The organism is Arthrobacter sp. NtRootA1 (assembly GCF_019976975.1).
GTDB lineage: Bacteria > Actinomycetota > Actinomycetes > Actinomycetales > Micrococcaceae > Arthrobacter > Arthrobacter aromaticivorans.
The window spans coordinates 2,352,602-2,368,658 of record NZ_AP024630.1 but is presented as its reverse complement, the minus strand read 5'-3'; the positions used below and the strand labels follow the sequence as shown (position 1 = coordinate 2,368,658).

The 16,057-nt window shown below is 60.4% G+C and carries 14 protein-coding genes; 5 read left to right on the top strand and 9 right to left on the bottom strand.

Annotation, left to right across the window (positions count from 1 at the left end; genetic code table 11):
* Positions 1 to 4 precede the first annotated feature (4 nt).
* Positions 5 to 784: a nitrilase-related carbon-nitrogen hydrolase gene (locus LDN90_RS10615; RefSeq protein ID WP_223949023.1), complete on the bottom strand. Its 780-nt coding sequence runs from the start codon at positions 782 to 784 to the stop codon at positions 5 to 7.
* Positions 784 to 2,250: an amino acid permease gene (locus LDN90_RS10610; RefSeq protein ID WP_223949022.1), complete on the bottom strand. Its 1,467-nt coding sequence runs from the start codon at positions 2,248 to 2,250 to the stop codon at positions 784 to 786. The genes LDN90_RS10615 and LDN90_RS10610 overlap by 1 nt, the downstream gene beginning before the upstream one ends.
* Before the next feature lie 163 nt (positions 2,251 to 2,413).
* Here LDN90_RS10610 and LDN90_RS10605 point away from each other — a divergent pair, with 163 nt between their 5' ends.
* Positions 2,414 to 3,409, top strand: a complete 996-nt coding sequence (locus tag LDN90_RS10605; RefSeq protein WP_223949021.1) for a LacI family DNA-binding transcriptional regulator — start codon at positions 2,414 to 2,416, stop codon at positions 3,407 to 3,409.
* Between the two features lie 240 nt (positions 3,410 to 3,649).
* Here LDN90_RS10605 and LDN90_RS10600 read toward each other — a convergent pair whose 3' ends face one another.
* Together LDN90_RS10600 and LDN90_RS10595 are read right to left on the bottom strand one after the other, a co-directional pair.
* Positions 3,650 to 3,946 carry a hypothetical protein gene (locus LDN90_RS10600; protein ID WP_223949020.1) on the bottom strand — a complete coding sequence of 99 codons (297 nt, stop codon included), beginning with the start codon at positions 3,944 to 3,946 and terminating at the stop codon, positions 3,650 to 3,652.
* Between the two features lie 321 nt (positions 3,947 to 4,267).
* Positions 4,268 to 5,620: a hypothetical protein gene (locus LDN90_RS10595; protein WP_346347005.1), complete on the bottom strand. Its 1,353-nt coding sequence runs from the start codon at positions 5,618 to 5,620 to the stop codon at positions 4,268 to 4,270.
* A gap of 430 nt (positions 5,621 to 6,050) precedes the next feature.
* Here LDN90_RS10595 and LDN90_RS10590 point away from each other — a divergent pair, with 430 nt between their 5' ends.
* The 4 genes from LDN90_RS10590 to LDN90_RS10575 all read left to right on the top strand — a co-directional run bounded on the left by LDN90_RS10590 (position 6,051) and on the right by LDN90_RS10575 (position 9,778).
* Complete coding sequence (locus tag LDN90_RS10590; protein ID WP_223949019.1) at positions 6,051 to 6,197, top strand: DUF4192 family protein; 147 nt, start codon at positions 6,051 to 6,053, stop codon at positions 6,195 to 6,197.
* A gap of 6 nt (positions 6,198 to 6,203) precedes the next feature.
* On the top strand, positions 6,204 to 6,551 hold the full coding sequence (locus LDN90_RS10585) for a hypothetical protein (RefSeq protein WP_223949018.1): 348 nt from the start codon (positions 6,204 to 6,206) through the stop codon (positions 6,549 to 6,551).
* Positions 6,552 to 6,585: 34 nt separating this feature from the next.
* Positions 6,586 to 7,083, top strand: coding sequence for a DUF4192 family protein (locus LDN90_RS10580; protein ID WP_223949017.1), 498 nt, complete (start codon positions 6,586 to 6,588; stop codon positions 7,081 to 7,083).
* 547 nt (positions 7,084 to 7,630) lie between these two features.
* Positions 7,631 to 9,778, top strand: a complete 2,148-nt coding sequence (locus LDN90_RS10575; RefSeq protein ID WP_223949016.1) for a glycogen debranching N-terminal domain-containing protein — start codon at positions 7,631 to 7,633, stop codon at positions 9,776 to 9,778.
* A 12-nt stretch (positions 9,779 to 9,790) separates the two neighbouring features.
* Here the strand turns inward: LDN90_RS10575 and LDN90_RS10570 are convergent, their stop codons facing one another.
* From LDN90_RS10570 to LDN90_RS10550, 5 genes are all read right to left on the bottom strand, one after another.
* Positions 9,791 to 11,254, bottom strand: coding sequence for an APC family permease (locus LDN90_RS10570; RefSeq protein WP_223949015.1), 1,464 nt, complete (start codon positions 11,252 to 11,254; stop codon positions 9,791 to 9,793).
* A gap of 86 nt (positions 11,255 to 11,340) precedes the next feature.
* Complete coding sequence (locus tag LDN90_RS10565) at positions 11,341 to 12,006, bottom strand: TetR/AcrR family transcriptional regulator (protein ID WP_223949014.1); 666 nt, start codon at positions 12,004 to 12,006, stop codon at positions 11,341 to 11,343.
* A gap of 583 nt (positions 12,007 to 12,589) precedes the next feature.
* Entirely contained in the window at positions 12,590 to 12,787 is a 198-nt protein-coding gene (locus tag LDN90_RS10560; RefSeq protein WP_223949013.1) for a hypothetical protein, read from the bottom strand.
* Between the two features lie 91 nt (positions 12,788 to 12,878).
* On the bottom strand, positions 12,879 to 13,079 hold the full coding sequence (locus tag LDN90_RS10555) for a hypothetical protein (RefSeq protein WP_223949012.1): 201 nt from the start codon (positions 13,077 to 13,079) through the stop codon (positions 12,879 to 12,881).
* Positions 13,080 to 16,016: an FAD-binding and (Fe-S)-binding domain-containing protein gene (locus LDN90_RS10550; protein ID WP_223949011.1), complete on the bottom strand. Its 2,937-nt coding sequence runs from the start codon at positions 16,014 to 16,016 to the stop codon at positions 13,080 to 13,082.
* Positions 16,017 to 16,057 lie beyond the last annotated feature (41 nt).

Below are 16,057 nucleotides of genomic sequence, written 5' to 3'. Positions count from 1 at the left end.
GCTTTTACTTGTTGAAGTAGGCGAGATAGCCAATATCGGTCCGGGCTTGCCGGATGAGGTTGTGGTCCAGATCGGCGAAGACGATCTCGGCGTCTGCGTCCCCCGCTGTGGTGATGCGGCGCCCGTACGGGTCTGCGACAGTACTGGTCCCGGAGAACTTCGGGCCGGCATGGTTGGCGTAGGCAACGAACACTTGGCTTTCCAAGGCACGGGCAGGCACCAGAACAGTGGACACAATCCTGGTATCCAGGGGATGCGGCTCGTCACCCGTGCTGGCACGCAACGGGACGGCGGTTGGGATGAGCAGTAAGTTCGCGCCACGGAGTGCCTGTTCGCGGGCAAATTCCGGAAATTCGATGTCGAAGCAGATGCCCAGCGCGGCGGTGAAGTCACCAATCCTGACCAATTCCGGTTGCGACGTACCCGGCCTGAAGACTCCGCTCTCGTCCGCGCCAAAGAGATGCTGTTTCCGGTAGCGGGTGAGCTCTTGGCCTGTTCTGTCGAAGAGTGAGGCGCAGATGTAGCGACCGGCTTCGTCGTGATCGACTGTCGAAGCAACGATGCCAATCCCCGCCGCAGCGGCGGCCCTCGCAATCCAGTCGCGCTGATTGGCGCCATCCTCCAAGTGGACACGGAGCGGGTCGTACCCGCTGAGGAACAGTTCCGGGGTGAGAAGCAGGTCAGCTCCGCGGCTGGAGGCCGACCTGGCAGCGCCTTCCAAGGTCTCCCGGTTTTCCTGTGCCGCCCCCACGATTCCGGTGGCCTGAAGCAATGCGATTCTCATCAGTGCAGTTCCTCCGCCGCAACGACAACGTCATCCGCCCCGTGTTGGCTTTCCTTTTGACGAGCAAGCTCCCTCACCCTGCCGCGAACGGCATACCAGCCGAGAACGAGCGCCGGGACGATAATGACGAGCGTACCTACTGTGTACGTCCCCGTCGGGTACTGGAACGCAATGACAACCAGCACTGAGAACAAGAATGCCAGGGCGAGATACGACGTCCAGGGTGAACCCGGAAGACGGAAGGCCGGCCGGGTCACAAACCCCTGCTTGGCCCAGCGCTGGAGACGGAGCTGGCACAAGATAATAGTGGCCCAGACCGTCAGGATGGCCATCGCCGTTGCGTTCAACGTGATCTCGAACGCCTCCTTGGGAACAATCGCATTGACAGCCACACCGATCAGCGCAAAAGCCGAAGTGAAAAGGACCCCGGCGTAGGGAACACCAGACTTGCTCATCCGGTTCATGAAGCGCGGCGCCGACCCAGCCACCGCCAGGGAGCGGTAGATCCGCCCGGTGGAGTACAGCCCCGCGTTGAGGCTGGACATTGCTGCCGTGATGACTACAAGATTCATCGCATCTCCTGCACCGGAGACACCGATCGAGGCAAAGAACGTCACAAAGGGCGAGACACCAGCGGAGTACGACGTAAAGGGAAGCAGCAGGGCTAGCAGGACACTCGAGCCAACATAGAACACAGCGATACGGAAGATGACGGCGTTGACGGCCTTCGGAATGACCTTCTCAGGGTTCTTGGTCTCCCCCGCTGCTGTCCCAATCAGTTCAATGCCACCGTAGGCAAACATCACGCCCGAGACAGTGATGATCAGCGGCAACGCTCCGTTGGGCAGGAGGCCACCCTTGGACTCCAGAATCCCAAGTCCCGGGACTTGCCCTGCCACAGGGAAAGATCCAGCCAGGAAAATGGTGCCGATGACCAGGAAGCTCACCAACGCCAAGACCTTGACCAGCGCAAACCAGAACTCCATTTCACCGAAGAGCTTCACCGAGACCAGATTAATGGCCGTCACGATTGCCAACGCAATAAAAGCAAGCACCCACTGCGGGATGCTGGTGAACGCTGTCCAATAGTGCAGGTAAACAGCGACAGCGGTGATGTCCACCAGCGCCGTGAGGCCCCACGTCAGCGCGTAGATCCAGCCAGCGACATACGCCGCCTTCTCACCGAAGAACTCCCTGGCATAAGAGACGAATGAACCGGAGGACGGCCGGTGCATGACCAGCTCCCCCAACGCCCTGAGGATGATGTACGCAAAGATTCCGCAAAGCGCGTAGACGACGAACAACGCAGGCCCGGCCGTGGCCAGCCTGCCGCCGGCGCCGAGGAACAGGCCGGTGCCAATGGCACCACCGATACCAATCATCTGCACCTGACGGTTGGACAGACCCTTGTGATATCCAGCCTGTTCCTGCAGATCCACCCTGCTTGGTTTGTTGTGATTGATCATGAAAAGTCTCTCTGGAGTGTCGGCTCCACCGCCGGCTTCGATGACGGGATGGAGTTTCAGTCACATGCCGGAACGTTCCGGCTTGGACAAGAATGACAGTGTCGGCCCTCACATGTCAAGGAGCTGGACAAAGGGGGCGGCGCCGCGTGGATACCATTCACTTATGGGCAAACCGACAATTATTGATCTCGCAAAGCACCTTGGGATCTCAAAAACCACGGTGGCCGACGCGCTCAAGGGGTCCGGCAGGGTTGCCGACGAGACTCGGGCGAGGGTCATGGAGGCCGCCAAAGAAATCGGCTATGTCTCCAATCGGGCAGCCCGCCAGCTTCGCGAAAGTTCTACCGGCGCCATCGCTCTGTATGTGCCTCAACGAGTGCGCAACATGTCCTTCTACATGCCCTTCGCCCTCGGGGTAGCCGATGAAGCCGCCAAACATGGCTACGACCTCACGCTCGTCTCAGACCGTTCAGCCGACCGGTCCGGCTGGACACACGTGGACGGAGCCATTCTGGTGGACGCCATGATGGGCGACCCCGTTGTGCAATCCCTCATCCGCTCCCCCGTGCCGATCGTGACCGCCGGACGCATCGCAGGCTTCCCCGATGCGCGCTCTTCGGGCATCGTCGAGATTGAGCACACCAAAATGTGCGGAGAAATACTGGACGCCATGGCCTCGAGGGGAGCCGAACATCCTGCGCTAATTTGCCCTGAGCCCGGGGATGAGTCTTCCTGGGTACGCCAAATCGTTCTCGGATACAAAGAATGGTGCGTCCGGAAGAACATCCGGCAGGTCATTGAAGTGGTCAGCAGCTTTCCCACCAACGCCCAGCTTGAAGCATCCTTGGTTGATGCATTGTCCGGCGGTGACGTTGATTCGCTGCTCTTCGGCTGGCAGGACGTCGCCCAGCGAGCCGAGGCAGCCCTCACGCGGATCGGTCATGGCCTTGGGAAGGTGAAGTTGGCCTCTTTGCTAAGCTCCAAGGACAACCTGAACGAGTCCTATATAGCCGGACTGGATCTCCAGCCCTACGAATTCGGGCAACGAACCGCCGCTCTCCTCCGAGAGGCCATATCCTCGCCGCCAGCCACGCCTGCTCATCAACTTCACGAAGCGCTGGTCATACAGCCCGACGGCGGTGCCAACACCAGGACGTAGCCGGGATGGAGGCCCCGTGCCAGAAAACCAGACATCATGCCCAAAAGCATGCGCAGTGAATATCACAAGTCATGCTGACTGCACGACATAGGGTTCGTTATCGCCGGAAATCTCATTTCCGTTCGGGGAATCCCCAGGGTTGGTGCCGGTCACCAATGCTCCAGCTCGCGGCCGCTGAGGAAACCCCGGTTTTCGTGGTGCGCACCTCCCCGTCCATCCTGGTGACCGACCCGACCGGGATTACGGGCTGACAGAAGTCGCTGCAGGCAGCGCGCTGCCCTGGTGCTTGAGTCCGCCGAGGGCACCCCCAGGCCACGCTTTGCCCGTCGTCTTGAAAAGGTAGCCGCCAAGCCTGCCCTTGACCTTGTCGGCCAAAGGGGAGTTGATGGTCCAGTTCGTCCCGAGCAGCACCGTGATTTCCATAGACTCACCGATGGCGTGGTATGTGCCCATCTGCTTATCCCTGTCAGCCCAGGATGAATACGTGGCAAGGACGATGTTCTCACTGCGGTCCGCTGAGGAAGCAGAATCCATCATCAGGTCGTGCTCGTGCCAACGTGGACAATCGAGCCCTGCTCTAACCATTGCATCGCGCAATTCGACCACGGATGCATACTTTCCGCCGTCTGCTGGTGGTTCACCTTTCCCCTGAGGGGCTGCATCATTGATCTGGATGCACCCGGTCAGCACAAGCATGCAGAGCACCGGACCGCCCGCAGCTTTGACGACCCCCGCATGTTTCCCTATGTGATTCCCTTCAATGCGAACGCCACTGATCCTATTCCTTAAGAAGTCCGCACACGTGGCCATGACCAATGCATAGCCGAACAGGATAAAGCTCAGCCGGAGGAAAGATATTTATCTTCCGCTGTACTCATCAAACTCTCGCTCTTGGCGCCAGTGCCGTTTCAGGTAAGCCTCTTTCACCGCACTGTCAACCCCAGAGTAGATCGACGGCCTCATTCTGACATATGCCTTGAACATTTCATTTCTAAAGCGGACGAGCCCACGCTTTTGGAAGGGCGGAACAAAAAGAATCCCTCCAAACTCAGCCTTGCAAAGTTGACTCCGGTGCGTGGAACCCGCCTGAGTGCCAAGTTCCTCACTCAAAAGCTTGTACACGTCCCTCGTCGGGATGTCCGAGTGATTCCAGAGGGCAAAGGCCCGCAGTGTCTTTTCTCTCGGCTCCGAATCCCGAACGGCCGCTTGATACATGTCTGACAATTGCTGGGCTGACTCGTTTCTGGCTAGCCCACGAATCGCTCGATCGACGTCATTGTATTGAACTAACGTTCTACTCTTGGACTCCGCCACGATGAGACACTCCTGCCCAAGGACATGAACGAACCAGGGATAGCCGGATGACACGTCCGCCAGCCGTGCGATTGCTCTCATCGAAAACGCCAGAGGTATCCCTTCTGCATTCAAATAGGATTGTGCTTTTATAACAATTTGTTCAAGCTCAGCTTCTTCCATCACGGGCACAAGCACCGGCCTAAGGCGCCGTTCGATGGATTGATGATCGGTCAACAACTCGGCCACATTACTTGCAATGCCAACAAGTACAAACTTCAGAGCTTCGCTTGATACGGCCTTAAGGAAACTGGCCAATCCTGCAGTGTCCTTCATTCGATCCAACTCGTCGATGATGAACAGAACTGGCATGCCGTAGGTGTCCGTTAGGAGCTCGCAGAGCCGAACCAACTTCTCCTCAAGGTTAAGATCTTTGAAGGATAGGCGCCCACTTTCAGCCGCGTACTTCTTTGTACTCTCCGCTTCAAACAGCTTGAATGTTACCCGTTTTCGAGTCGTGCGATCAATCAGTTTGGTGGCACCCGCCGAGGTATCCACATGCTCAACCGACTCCGCATGATTAACCAAGGATTGAAGGAGATCGGCAAAATTCCGCGTCGAATCCGTACAGGTGACAAAAAAGGTCAGAAAACGCTTGTCCGGGGGAAGGACTCGATCCGTGACGCCAAGCTTAGTCAGCAGCTCAGCATTTCCCATCGCGATAAGTTGTAATTGAAGCGCCAGACTTGATTTCCCTAGGCCTCGGTCCCCGTAAATCAGCGGAGTGGCACCATGCGCGTACAAACAATCTGACAGCTCGAGCACCTGCTTGCGCCGTCCCGCAAAACGATCTGGAACTTCCAGTTCGTGCGCAGGCACGAAAGCGTTAACGAGAACTTGACGATTTATCACGATCAACCCGCTTTTCTCTCAGCATGTCCTGACCATGAACATACATCGCCCGAAGCGCTATTTGAACGCCTGAAGTACCGATAACGGCGCATATGTCGCGCAACAGAACGACCAGCACCTCTTGCCCATAGGTCCGTAAGTGCCTAGGACTACTAAACGCATCCCGCCGGCCTTGCGTACGACGCCCGGGCGCGCTTGGACGGCCGGACTCCTTCCCTGGCATGGACCTGTTGCGCCGTATGAAGAATGGACCGTCCACGGTCATGGTGCCGGGGCTATGGATCCGCATGAATTAACAGATGCATTTCCGCTGTAGGGCTTTCTGAATAGCCACACGCTTCGCTGAGCCTAACGGTGGCGCCACGATCAGCACTGGGGCCCATCGAGCGGCCATAACCGCGAGTCACGTGAGACAACAGACAAGGGAGACAGGACAATGAATGCGCTCACCGTCAAGGACCCCGCCGACCTGCTCAGTTTCATCGGCCACACCCTAGGATTCTGGCCACAAGAAAGCCTCGTCTGCATCACCCTCGACAAAGACAAAGTCGGCGCGACCCTCCGCATCGACCTCCCCCAATAACCCGGCTTGGAGGTCCACTTCGCTCGAACAGTCGCCGCCTACCTCACGACGGATGAACGAGCCAACGGCATCGTCTTCGCCCTCTACACCAATGAACTCCCGGAACCAGGAGAAGCTCGTCCGCACCGCAAGACCATTGCCGCCCTCACCGGAGTCCTCGCCCAGGAAGGCATCAACATCCGCGACGGCATCTACGTCACCAGCACAGCTGTCTCCCCCTACGACACCCCACCCGGGCCCGACATCGCCATCCCCATCAGCACCACCGAATACTCCCAATTCAACGCCGAATTCATCTACCGCGGCAGCACCATCGAAACCTTCGAACCATTTGCTCCTCCCAGCGGCGACTGACAAGCAAGAGCATGCGACCGCCGTCGAACACCACATGCAAACCGTCCTCAACGGACCACCAGCTGCCGTCAATCAAGACGCCCACGAACTCTGGTGCACCATGCTCGAGACCAAGGACTACCCCAGCGACCCGGACGTCCTGAGACTCATCGCCTACTACCAATTCCCCCACGTCCGCGACCAGCTCATGGCCGACATACCCGGCATCGACGAACCACCCGAGCACATCCTCTTCGCACAAACCCATGCCGCCCCGAACTGGTCACGGATCGAATGGGCCAAACAGCTCCTCACCCACACCTACACCCTCACAGCCCCAGAACACGCAGCACCCATCCTCACCACCATCGGCTACATCAACTGGTGGGAAGGCAGAGGCTCCAAAGCCCACCAATACCTCCAACTCGCCCTCGACACCGACCCCGGCTACCGCTTCGCACGAGTCAGCGACCAAATGCTCGGCGCAGGCATCATCGCCGGCTGGAACACCAACAAGGACACCGCCTACAAGAACCCCCTCGACATGCCCTAACCTAGATGATTACGAAAGCAGCAAATGCCGATAAACGGCTCTTCAGAGCGCTGCCACCGCACCACGCCGTCGAGTGCCCTGGGTCCAAATCTCGAGTTGACGAAAGATCCGTCATCGGCATTAAAACCACGGGAGTGGGAAGTAACTGCGCGAACTCCCGTCCCGTGACGAAGCGGGGCGTTCCACACGTCAAACCGCCTTTGCGGTAATGGGGACTCTTGACTCCTGGGGTCGTTGAATGGATTTCCGGGCTGATGAAGACGCCGAGTTCGTGGGCCAGGTCGAACATTAGTAAGCCGGGTCTCTAGCTCCTAGTCGGGCCTTCGCCGTTCCAGTGCGTCACTCACCCATGCACGATTGCACTCATCCTTTCCCGCACCGCCCCAGGGTCTGACTCACACAACCCGGACTCTGAGCCGGCTGAAGGCTGGTACCCACGGGACGACAAGCGTAGCGTCAGAAATACTGACGACGAGGCATCAGAAGGCACGGTGACGGTGGTCATCCGTGAACGGCCACTCCGATGTCGATCCTCAAAGGAGCCGCAATGGCTGGGTGGAATGCTGACACGGCGGCCGGAGCATTGGGCGCGGCCGTCACGCTGGTGGAAGGATCCAACTTCTGCATCTCGCTAACCAACGGGGACATAGTTCCGGGCCTTCCGCACGGGGTCTTCTACGAAGACACACGCATCCTGTCTTGTTGGAAGCTTTCGGTGAACGAACAAGCCGTTGAGGCGCTTGCAGCGGACGTCAAACAGCCTTACCGGGTTCTCTTTGCAGGTCGAGTGGCACGCCGGGACGGGAGGGCCGACAGCCCGCTGGTCGTGGAACGACTACGGGAAGTGGGCAGCGGCATCACCGAGCAGATCACCGTCCGGAATTATTCTGGACTCCCCGCGGAGTGTGTCATCGCGCTGACGGTTGAGTCGGATTTTGCGGACCTCTTCGAAGTCAAGGAGGCCCGTGTCCAGCGAACCTGGCAGGAAACCCGGCAAGTGGAGGCCCATTCGCTGATCATCCGGGCAAAATGGCAGGACATTACCAAGGGCGTCAATATCGACGGCGGCCCCACCGCAGTGGTGACGCCCGAGGCCGTGACGTACCGGACGACCGTTCCTCCGCACGGACACTGGAACGTGCGGCTGACTGTGGCGCCCTGGGGCGTGGAAGACACCCAGCCCCGTGCGCACTCCGGCAAAGACGCCCTTTCGCCAAGCGATCGTCGGCGGCAGGAGTGGGTGGCCAAAATCCCCGTGGTGCAGATGGGCAACCGGTCCATTGAACGAACCCTGCGGCGCAGCTACGAAGATTTGGGGGCACTGCGGATCGAGGACCCCAAGCATCCCGAGCGCGTGGTGGTTGCTGCAGGGGCGCCGTGGTTCATGGCACTGTTCGGGCGGGACTCTCTTTGGGCCTCGACAATGGCGCTTCCGGTTGATCCCTCCTTGGCACTGGGTACGTTGCAAACGCTGGCGGACCTGCAAGGCAGTGTCGTGGATCCCATGAGCGAGGAAGAACCCGGAAAGATCCTCCACGAGGTACGCCTTGACGTATCCAGTGGCCTTGCCCTTGGCGGAAAGTCGGCATACTACGGGAGCGTCGATGCTACGCCGCTATTCCTGATGGTTCTGGGCGAAGTCAGCCGATGGGGTTTCGCCAAAGAGACCATCGCTGCCCTGCAGCCCCATGCGGACCGCGCCATGGACTGGATCTGGAATTACGGCGACAGGGATGGAGACGGCTTTATCGAATACGCCCGCCTCAACGATAGAGGCCTCATCAACCAAGGATGGAAAGACTCATGGGACGGCATTAACTTCGCCGACGGAACCCTGGCCGAAGCACCAATAGCGCTGAGCGAGGTGCAGGGCTATGTTTACAGCGCATGTTTAGCGTCGGCTTGGATGGCGCATGAGGCCGGCGACGAGGCCAAAGCGGCCCAACTCCGCGCCCGCGCTGTACGCCTGAAGCAACAGTTCAATGAACGTTTTTGGTTGCCGGACAAAGGCTATTTCGCAATCGCCCTGGATCGCTACAAGCGTCCGGTCGATGCCTGCGCCTCCAACATGGGACACTGTCTGGCTACCGGCATTATCGACGACGACAAGGCACCTAGCGTAGTAGAGCACCTGATGTCCGATCGAATGTTCAGCGGCTGGGGAGTGCGTACCTTGGCTGACGACATGGACGCCTATAACCCCGTCAGCTACCACAACGGATCTGTCTGGCCGCATGACAACGCCATTATCCAGGTAGGCCTTATGCGGTATGGCTTCGTGGAGGAAGCACAACGTATCTCGACGGCGTTGCTGGAGGCTGCAGAGTTCTCCGATGGCCGGCTGCCCGAATTGTTCTGTGGCTTCAGTCGGGAGGCATTCTCAGCTCCCGTGCCCTACCCCACTGCCTGCTCGCCACAGGCGTGGGCCGCCACTGCACCCATCATGCTGGTGTCCACTCTCATGCGCTACGATCCCGATGTCTCCCAGGGCGGCATCTGGATGGACCCTGTCCTTCCAGAAAGTTACGGCGATTTGCACATCGCCAACGCGCCGATCGGTGAGGGCAGGATCAATATCAACATTTCCGGCTCATCGGTTTCCGTAGACGGGCTGCCGGAGGGAATGGTCTTCCACCGCGGGTACCTGCCATGGGTAGGCGATCTCATGGAAGGTGACCCGGACCGGGATCTATAGGGGGAGTTCGAATCAGTCGATCCTCTGGCGACCCAAGCGCGCGTAGATGTCGGGGCGCTTGGAGCGGAGGAAGAAGGCGTAGACGATGCCGCCGAAGAAAAGCGCGAAAGTGAAAGTCATGAAGATGGCCGTCATAACCGTTGAGCCCCCAATGAGCTCCGGGTAGTTGGCAATAGCCAGATAGGTGATAGCGCCCAGGAACAGCACGCTGATGAAAGGTGCGATGACCGTCTTCCAGATTGATTCCGGAGCGAAGCCGCGGCGGCGGATGAAGTACACCAGGACAGCGAAGCTTGTGATGAACATCAGAAGCAGCACGGCGAAGGTTCCGCTACCGCTGGCGATCGGATAGAGCACTTCCGGAGCCACCCCGATGACTGTAAACAGCACGATTGCTACCGCCCACACAATACCTACGGCCAGTGCCGAGGCGTAAGGCGACTTGTGCTTGGGATGCACCCTGCCCAGGAACGAGGGCAGCGCGTGGTCGGCAGCCAGCGCGAAGCTGTACCTGGCGGCAATGTTCTGGATGGACAGCATGCAAGCCAAGACGGACGTGATGAGCAGAAGGACGGCGACGTCGGCGAAGATCCTGCCCACGAGGCCGACGAGTGCGTCATTGAAGAGATTCACCGTGTTGTTCTCTGCCTCGGCCTGGATCTTGTCCGCACCGAAGAAGGCGATGAAGGCCCACGCTGCCACTGCATAGAAGATGCCGATGCCTGCCACGGCCAAATACGTGGCGCGAGAGATGGTCTTATCCGGGTTCTTGACCTCGTCCCGGTAGATAACGGTAGCTTCGAACCCGAAGAAGTTACCCACGGCGAAAAGCAGCGCCAAGCCCAGCGTCGCGTCAGCGATGGACGGCAGGGCGAACCCTGCACTTTGCACTGCCCCTAGCCCGTTGGCCGAGAACGAAACGACGTCGAACACGACGATGATCGCCACTTCAAGCAACATCACGATGGTCAGCAGCTTGGCGGACAGATCGATGCGGTTGTAGGCCAGCAGGGTGGTAAGGGCCGTGATGGCCAGCGCGTACCAGTACCAGGCAATATCCGGTCCGCCGAGGGTGTTGGCTACAAACCCTTGGAGCGTCACCCCGAAGAACGATGGCGCGAAGAAGCCGATAAAGATGTAGCCAAACAGTGCCAGGAAAGCGCCCCCGAGTCCTGCCGGCTTGCCCAGTCCAGCTGTGACAAAGGAGTAGAAACCACCCGGGCCCTGGACGCTGCGGCTCATCTTGACGAATCCCACCGAGAAGATCAGCAGCATGAGCGTAACCAGCAAGTAGATGGCAGGTGCAGTTTGCCCGCTGAACATGAGCAGGACCGGCAGCGTTCCGGCCACCGTGGCCAGGGGTGAAGAGAAAGCGAGCACGTTCATCACGAGTTCGCCCACTCCCATGTTGCCGCTGAGCCGGTTCTCCTGGATCTGACGCGACACCTTTGGTGCGTCAAGAGTGGTGTTATTCATGTAATCCTCATCACCAAATATAGAGTTCTGAATCACAGTATCGACGGGGCTAGGAAGGGCGTTGTGCCATGTTGGGACAGCGCGGCCTATGCGCTCGCCCGGCTTCGGGTGCCGACCTCAAGTAAGGAACGGGTTAGTGCCACCCCGTGGTCCGCCAGGCCGTCAAGATGCGTTACCGTGCCGTCCCAAGCGGTCCAGTGAGCGGCGCCGTCGAGCAGCGTAAAAATGGCTTGGATGGTTTGCCGCGTGACGGCGAGTCCCATCTCTTCGGCCGCAGCGGTATACATGTCCTCGTGCAGGCTCTGCCAAAAGGCCAACTCTTCACGCAGTCCTTGACCAAGGAATCCCGCCACCTTGTCCGAAGCAACCAGAAGATTCCAGAGATCAGCCTCGGGGGTGCTCACTTGCTGGGCGACATGGAAGCGGACAAGGGCCGCCCAGTAGTCGCCCGCGCACGAAGCTCCCTGCACTGCATCAAGGAGGTCACGGGCGAATCCGTGGGTGAACCACAGGAGCGATTCGGCCACGATCTGGTCCTTGCCCTGCGGAAAACTGGAATAGAGGCTTGGGGCCTTCAGGCCCAGCTCGCGGCCCAGCGTACGCATGCTCACTGAGTTGTAACCGTTGGTGGCAGCCAGCCGGAGGAAAGCTACGAGGATCCGCCTCCTGGCGGGCGTCTGTGCCGACCAGTCGCGTTTGGACAGGAATTCCCGGACAGCAGCGTTCGCCTGCTCACGCGGAGATGGACTCATTTCATCCTCAAAAGGGTCGTAACGGAATGAGTCTAACTAACATTCGTTAGGTTGAGAAGACCTAAACCACACAGAATCACCTCTACCGATGAGACAGTCAGCAAAACACTCCCGTACGCGGCCCACCACGAGGTCGTCCGTGTACCCGTCACAGCTGGTGAGAGTGACGCCGAGGACAGAAAGCGTGAGGGAACCCTGGGGCACGGCTTTGATCTGTCTCCCGGCGTAGGCCATTTGGTGCCAGTCCCTCCCCCACGGAACCTCTATCAGGGCGGAGGCCGCAGGCGCTGCGAACAACCTAACGGTGTGCTTGGTGCGGCACAGGCGCCGGATCAATGTTCCCGGTGGCATATTAAGGAGCAGGCAAGCCGTAGCCAGGTCCGGCCCGTCAGCACCGCCGAAGTTGACGGGCAATACGTAGGTAGCTGGCGGGGCGTCCCAGGTCCCGCACTCCGCTTGGGACGAAGCCGCCATGCCGGCGGATCCACGAACGGCCAACTCTGCCTCCTGGAATTAAGGAAGCGGCCGTAACGCCTGCACACAGTGCCAGGGAACAGGCGGTACGGGCCGCAGATTGTGGGTATCAGGAGCCCGGCGCGGGCCACGGTGAGGCATCGCTGCTATCGCGGCCTTCTGCCATGTCCTGAAGGAGACGGTGAACGAGTTTTCCGGAGCGCTTCAGCTGAAGGTCGGTGCGTTCGCCGAGATCGGTTTCCTTGAAGTGTGCCGATTCCCGCAACCATTCGACGTGCCGTCCTTGTGCGAGCTTCCTGTTCATCATCGAGATCAACTCTCAAAAGTAATAGAGCTATTGGGTCCTTCAAGGATCCGCCCCTGGCTCCCGCAGCAACCGTGTCAGTTTGAGACACGGGTTAACCCTCCACACTGATTCCCATGACAAAGATAAAGACCCCACTCGCAGCGACCAGAAATGCGGCGGCCCCCAGGGGAACCGCGTGGACGCCGCGGAAGCTCGCCGTTGGCCTCGCTTCACGGGACGGTCCCGCAAAATGCCAACCTGCAAAGCGCAATCCGGCCGCCACCAGGATGAGGAAAATGCCGAGGTACGCCACCTAGTTCTCCGTCCATCGGGCACTCTGCGGATCCAAGGCAATTGCCAGGTGCTTACTGGAGCGTTCCGGATCGATCTGCGAGACCTGCATGGCACAACTGAACCCGTCGGTGAGGACCAGCCCCTCACCACTATCCAGCGCCGGGACAATGGAGTGTTCCGCCACCTTCATGGACATGTCGAAGTGCTCGGCCTCAAAACCAAAGTTACCGGCCACTCCACAGCACGACGACGATTCAACGAGGTTGGGCACTCCCCACGCCTCCAAAACGCGTTTCTGGGCACCTGAACCGAAGACTGCATGCTCGTGGCAGTGGGTTTGCAGGACAGCGGTTTTGGGCGGAACGGCGGACGGCTTCCAACCACGTTTAATAGCCTCATCGACAGCCACGGAGAACGAACGGACCCGGGCGGCAACCCGCGCGGCCGCCGCACCGCCCACCATCTTGGGCCCTTCGTCCCGGATAGTCGCCGCGCAGCTGGGTTCCAGGACCACAATGTCGCGCTCAGTGCCGTCGTCAAGCCGGTTGATCAACCTGGCCAGCCGCCGCCGTGCTCCATCGCGCTGTCCCGTGGAAATCCATGTCAGCCCGCAACAGGCGTCGGGCGTGCAGCCCACGGAGGCGCCCGAGTCGCGGAGCACCCGGGCCGCGGCCGGGACCACTTCGGGCCGGAAGGCGCGCGTGAAGCTGTCGATGAACAGCAGGACGTCGGCATTGTCCGTGAACTGCGCTTCCCGCACCCGCCGCTGTATGCGGCCAGACGGCGCAAAGGCCGGGAGCCGGCGTCGGGCACTGACGCCCAACTTTTCGCCCACCCAACGGAACGGACGGAAGCCGGTCCCCGCGTTGGCTATGGGCGCGATGCGAGTCAACAGCGGCAGCCACCGCGGCAGCCAACCAATGGAGTAGTGCGTGAAGGGTCGGATTTTGCCGCGGTAATGCTCATCCACCAGCTGCGACTTGGCCTCTGCGATGTCCACGCCCGTGGGGCAGTCGGCCGAGCAGGCTTTGCAGGACAGGCACAGATCCAGGGCTTCCCGGACCTCCGGACTCGACCAGCCGTCGTGGCTGGTGCCCTCGGTGCGGGTGAGTTCCTGCAGGACCCTTGCCCGGCCTCGCGTGGAGTCCTTCTCGTCCTTGGTGGCACGGTAGCTGGGACACATGAAGCCGCCGGTGGTCGCCCGGCAGCGGCCCACGCCGATACATGCGTGGGTATTGCCGACAAACGGGCTCACCACCGGCAGCAGGCTGCGGCCAGCTGAAGAAGGTACGACGGCGGCACCCGGCACCTCGGCCGGCTCACCGTGCGCAGGACCCGGTTGGGGTACGCCCTCAAGAGCCAGCGAAGCAGCGAAGGGCTCTGGGTCCACGATGATTCCCGGGTTCAAGATTCCGGCAGGATCCCAGAGGTGTTTGAACGCCCTGAAGATGCCCACCATCGCGGGCGAATACATCACGTCCAGCAGTTCGCTGCGTGCCCGGCCGTCGCCGTGTTCTCCGGAAAGCGAGCCGCCGTGGGCCACCACGAGTGCGGCTGCTTCGCGGGTGAAGTTCGCAAACGACTCCCGGCCAGTGTCGCTTCGGAGGTCGTAATCCAGGCGCATGTGCACGCAGCCCGCACCGAAATGCCCGTACATAAAGGCCGTGTAGCCGTACTTCTCCACGAGGGGCAGAAGCTCCGCCAGATAATCTGCCAGGCGCTCCGGGGCGACCGCCGAGTCCTCCCAGCCGGGCCAGGTCTGGACACCATCGATCCGCCGGGATGAGAGTCCCGCCCCGTCTTCGCGCACCCGCCAGAGTTTGGCGCGCTCCTGGGACTCCGTGACAAGGGCGTGATCCACAACCCGGCCGTCGGCTTTGAGTTTCTCCAGCAGCTGTTCGCAGTCGGAGGCCGCCTGTTCCATGGTGTCCCCGGGGAACTCAACCATCAGGAAGGCCTTGCCCTGCGGGAGGGAGTCGACGCTGGAGGCACCCCGTCGGTGGCGCATGATGTCCACGATCGATGCATCCAGCCCCTCGATGGCACTCGGCTTGGCAGCGAGGATGGTCATAACATCACGGGCCGAGTCAATGGTATTCGCGTATCCGAGACACAGGAGGGCCGTGGTCCGGGGCTTCGGGACCAGCAGGACCTTGGCCCGCACCACAATGGTGCACGTTCCTTCGCTGCCTGCCAAAGCGCCCGCCAAGTCCAGGCCGTTTTCGGGCAGGAGGTGCCCCAAGTGGTAGCCGGAAACCTGCCGGGGAATGTTTCCCAGTTCCACCCGCAGCGGGGCGAGGTTGGCCTGGGCCAGTTCCTTCAAGCCCACCAGCAGTTCGCTGGCCCGGGCGACGGAGTGCTGGTCACCTGCGTCAACAGCCCGCAGGAAGTCCCGTCCGGCATGCAGGTGGGCACCATCGGCCGTGACGAGTTCCAGTTCCTGCACATGCTGGGTCATGCGCCCGTAGGCCACTGAATGGTTGCCGCACGCGTCGTTGCCAATGGAGCCGCCGATCGTGGCCCGCGTCATGGACGAAGGGTCCGGAGCGAAGGTCAGCTCCCCGCCACTCGCTTTCTCGACGTAGGAGCGCAGCTCGCCAAGGACGACGCCAGCGTCCGCCCAGACAGCCGCGTTGCCGCCGTCGACCTCTCCCACGGAAGTCAAGCCTCGCGAGAGGTCGATCACCAACGATTCACCGATCGCGTTGCCTGCCATGGACGTTCCGCCGCCCCGCGGGGTAATGGGAACGCCGGAAGCCGAACATTCGCGCACCACTTTCCTGACGTCGTCGACGCTTGCCGGGAAGGCGACGGCGGCAGGCCGGACACGGTAGTTGGACGCATCGTAGGAGTACTCGGAGAGCCGTCGCGGAGAGCAATCCACCTCGATGTCTTGCCCGCGCAACGCGGCCAGCAACTGCTCTACTTTCGTGTCTCCGTCGTCACCATAGGGCATGTTCGCCTTCTCCAATTCGTAGTGGTCCCCTGGAAGTTTAG

What these genes read in the sequence shown, in the direction of transcription:
- LDN90_RS10615 (WP_223949023.1), bottom strand. Translation starts at nt 784, where the DNA reads ATGAGAATCGCATTGCTTCAGGCCACCGGAATCGTGGGGGCGGCACAG.
- LDN90_RS10610 (WP_223949022.1), bottom strand. Translation starts at nt 2,250, where the DNA reads ATGATCAATCACAACAAACCAAGCAGGGTGGATCTGCAGGAACAGGCT.
- LDN90_RS10605 (WP_223949021.1), top strand. Translation starts at nt 2,414, where the DNA reads ATGGGCAAACCGACAATTATTGATCTCGCAAAGCACCTTGGGATCTCA.
- LDN90_RS10600 (WP_223949020.1), bottom strand. Translation starts at nt 3,946, where the DNA reads ATGATGGATTCTGCTTCCTCAGCGGACCGCAGTGAGAACATCGTCCTT.
- LDN90_RS10590 (WP_223949019.1), top strand. Translation starts at nt 6,051, where the DNA reads ATGAATGCGCTCACCGTCAAGGACCCCGCCGACCTGCTCAGTTTCATC.
- LDN90_RS10580 (WP_223949017.1), top strand. Translation starts at nt 6,586, where the DNA reads ATGCAAACCGTCCTCAACGGACCACCAGCTGCCGTCAATCAAGACGCC.
- LDN90_RS10575 (WP_223949016.1), top strand. Translation starts at nt 7,631, where the DNA reads ATGGCTGGGTGGAATGCTGACACGGCGGCCGGAGCATTGGGCGCGGCC.
- LDN90_RS10570 (WP_223949015.1), bottom strand. Translation starts at nt 11,254, where the DNA reads ATGAATAACACCACTCTTGACGCACCAAAGGTGTCGCGTCAGATCCAG.
- LDN90_RS10565 (WP_223949014.1), bottom strand. Translation starts at nt 12,006, where the DNA reads ATGAGTCCATCTCCGCGTGAGCAGGCGAACGCTGCTGTCCGGGAATTC.
- LDN90_RS10560 (WP_223949013.1), bottom strand. Translation starts at nt 12,787, where the DNA reads ATGATGAACAGGAAGCTCGCACAAGGACGGCACGTCGAATGGTTGCGG.
- LDN90_RS10550 (WP_223949011.1), bottom strand. Translation starts at nt 16,016, where the DNA reads ATGCCCTATGGTGACGACGGAGACACGAAAGTAGAGCAGTTGCTGGCC.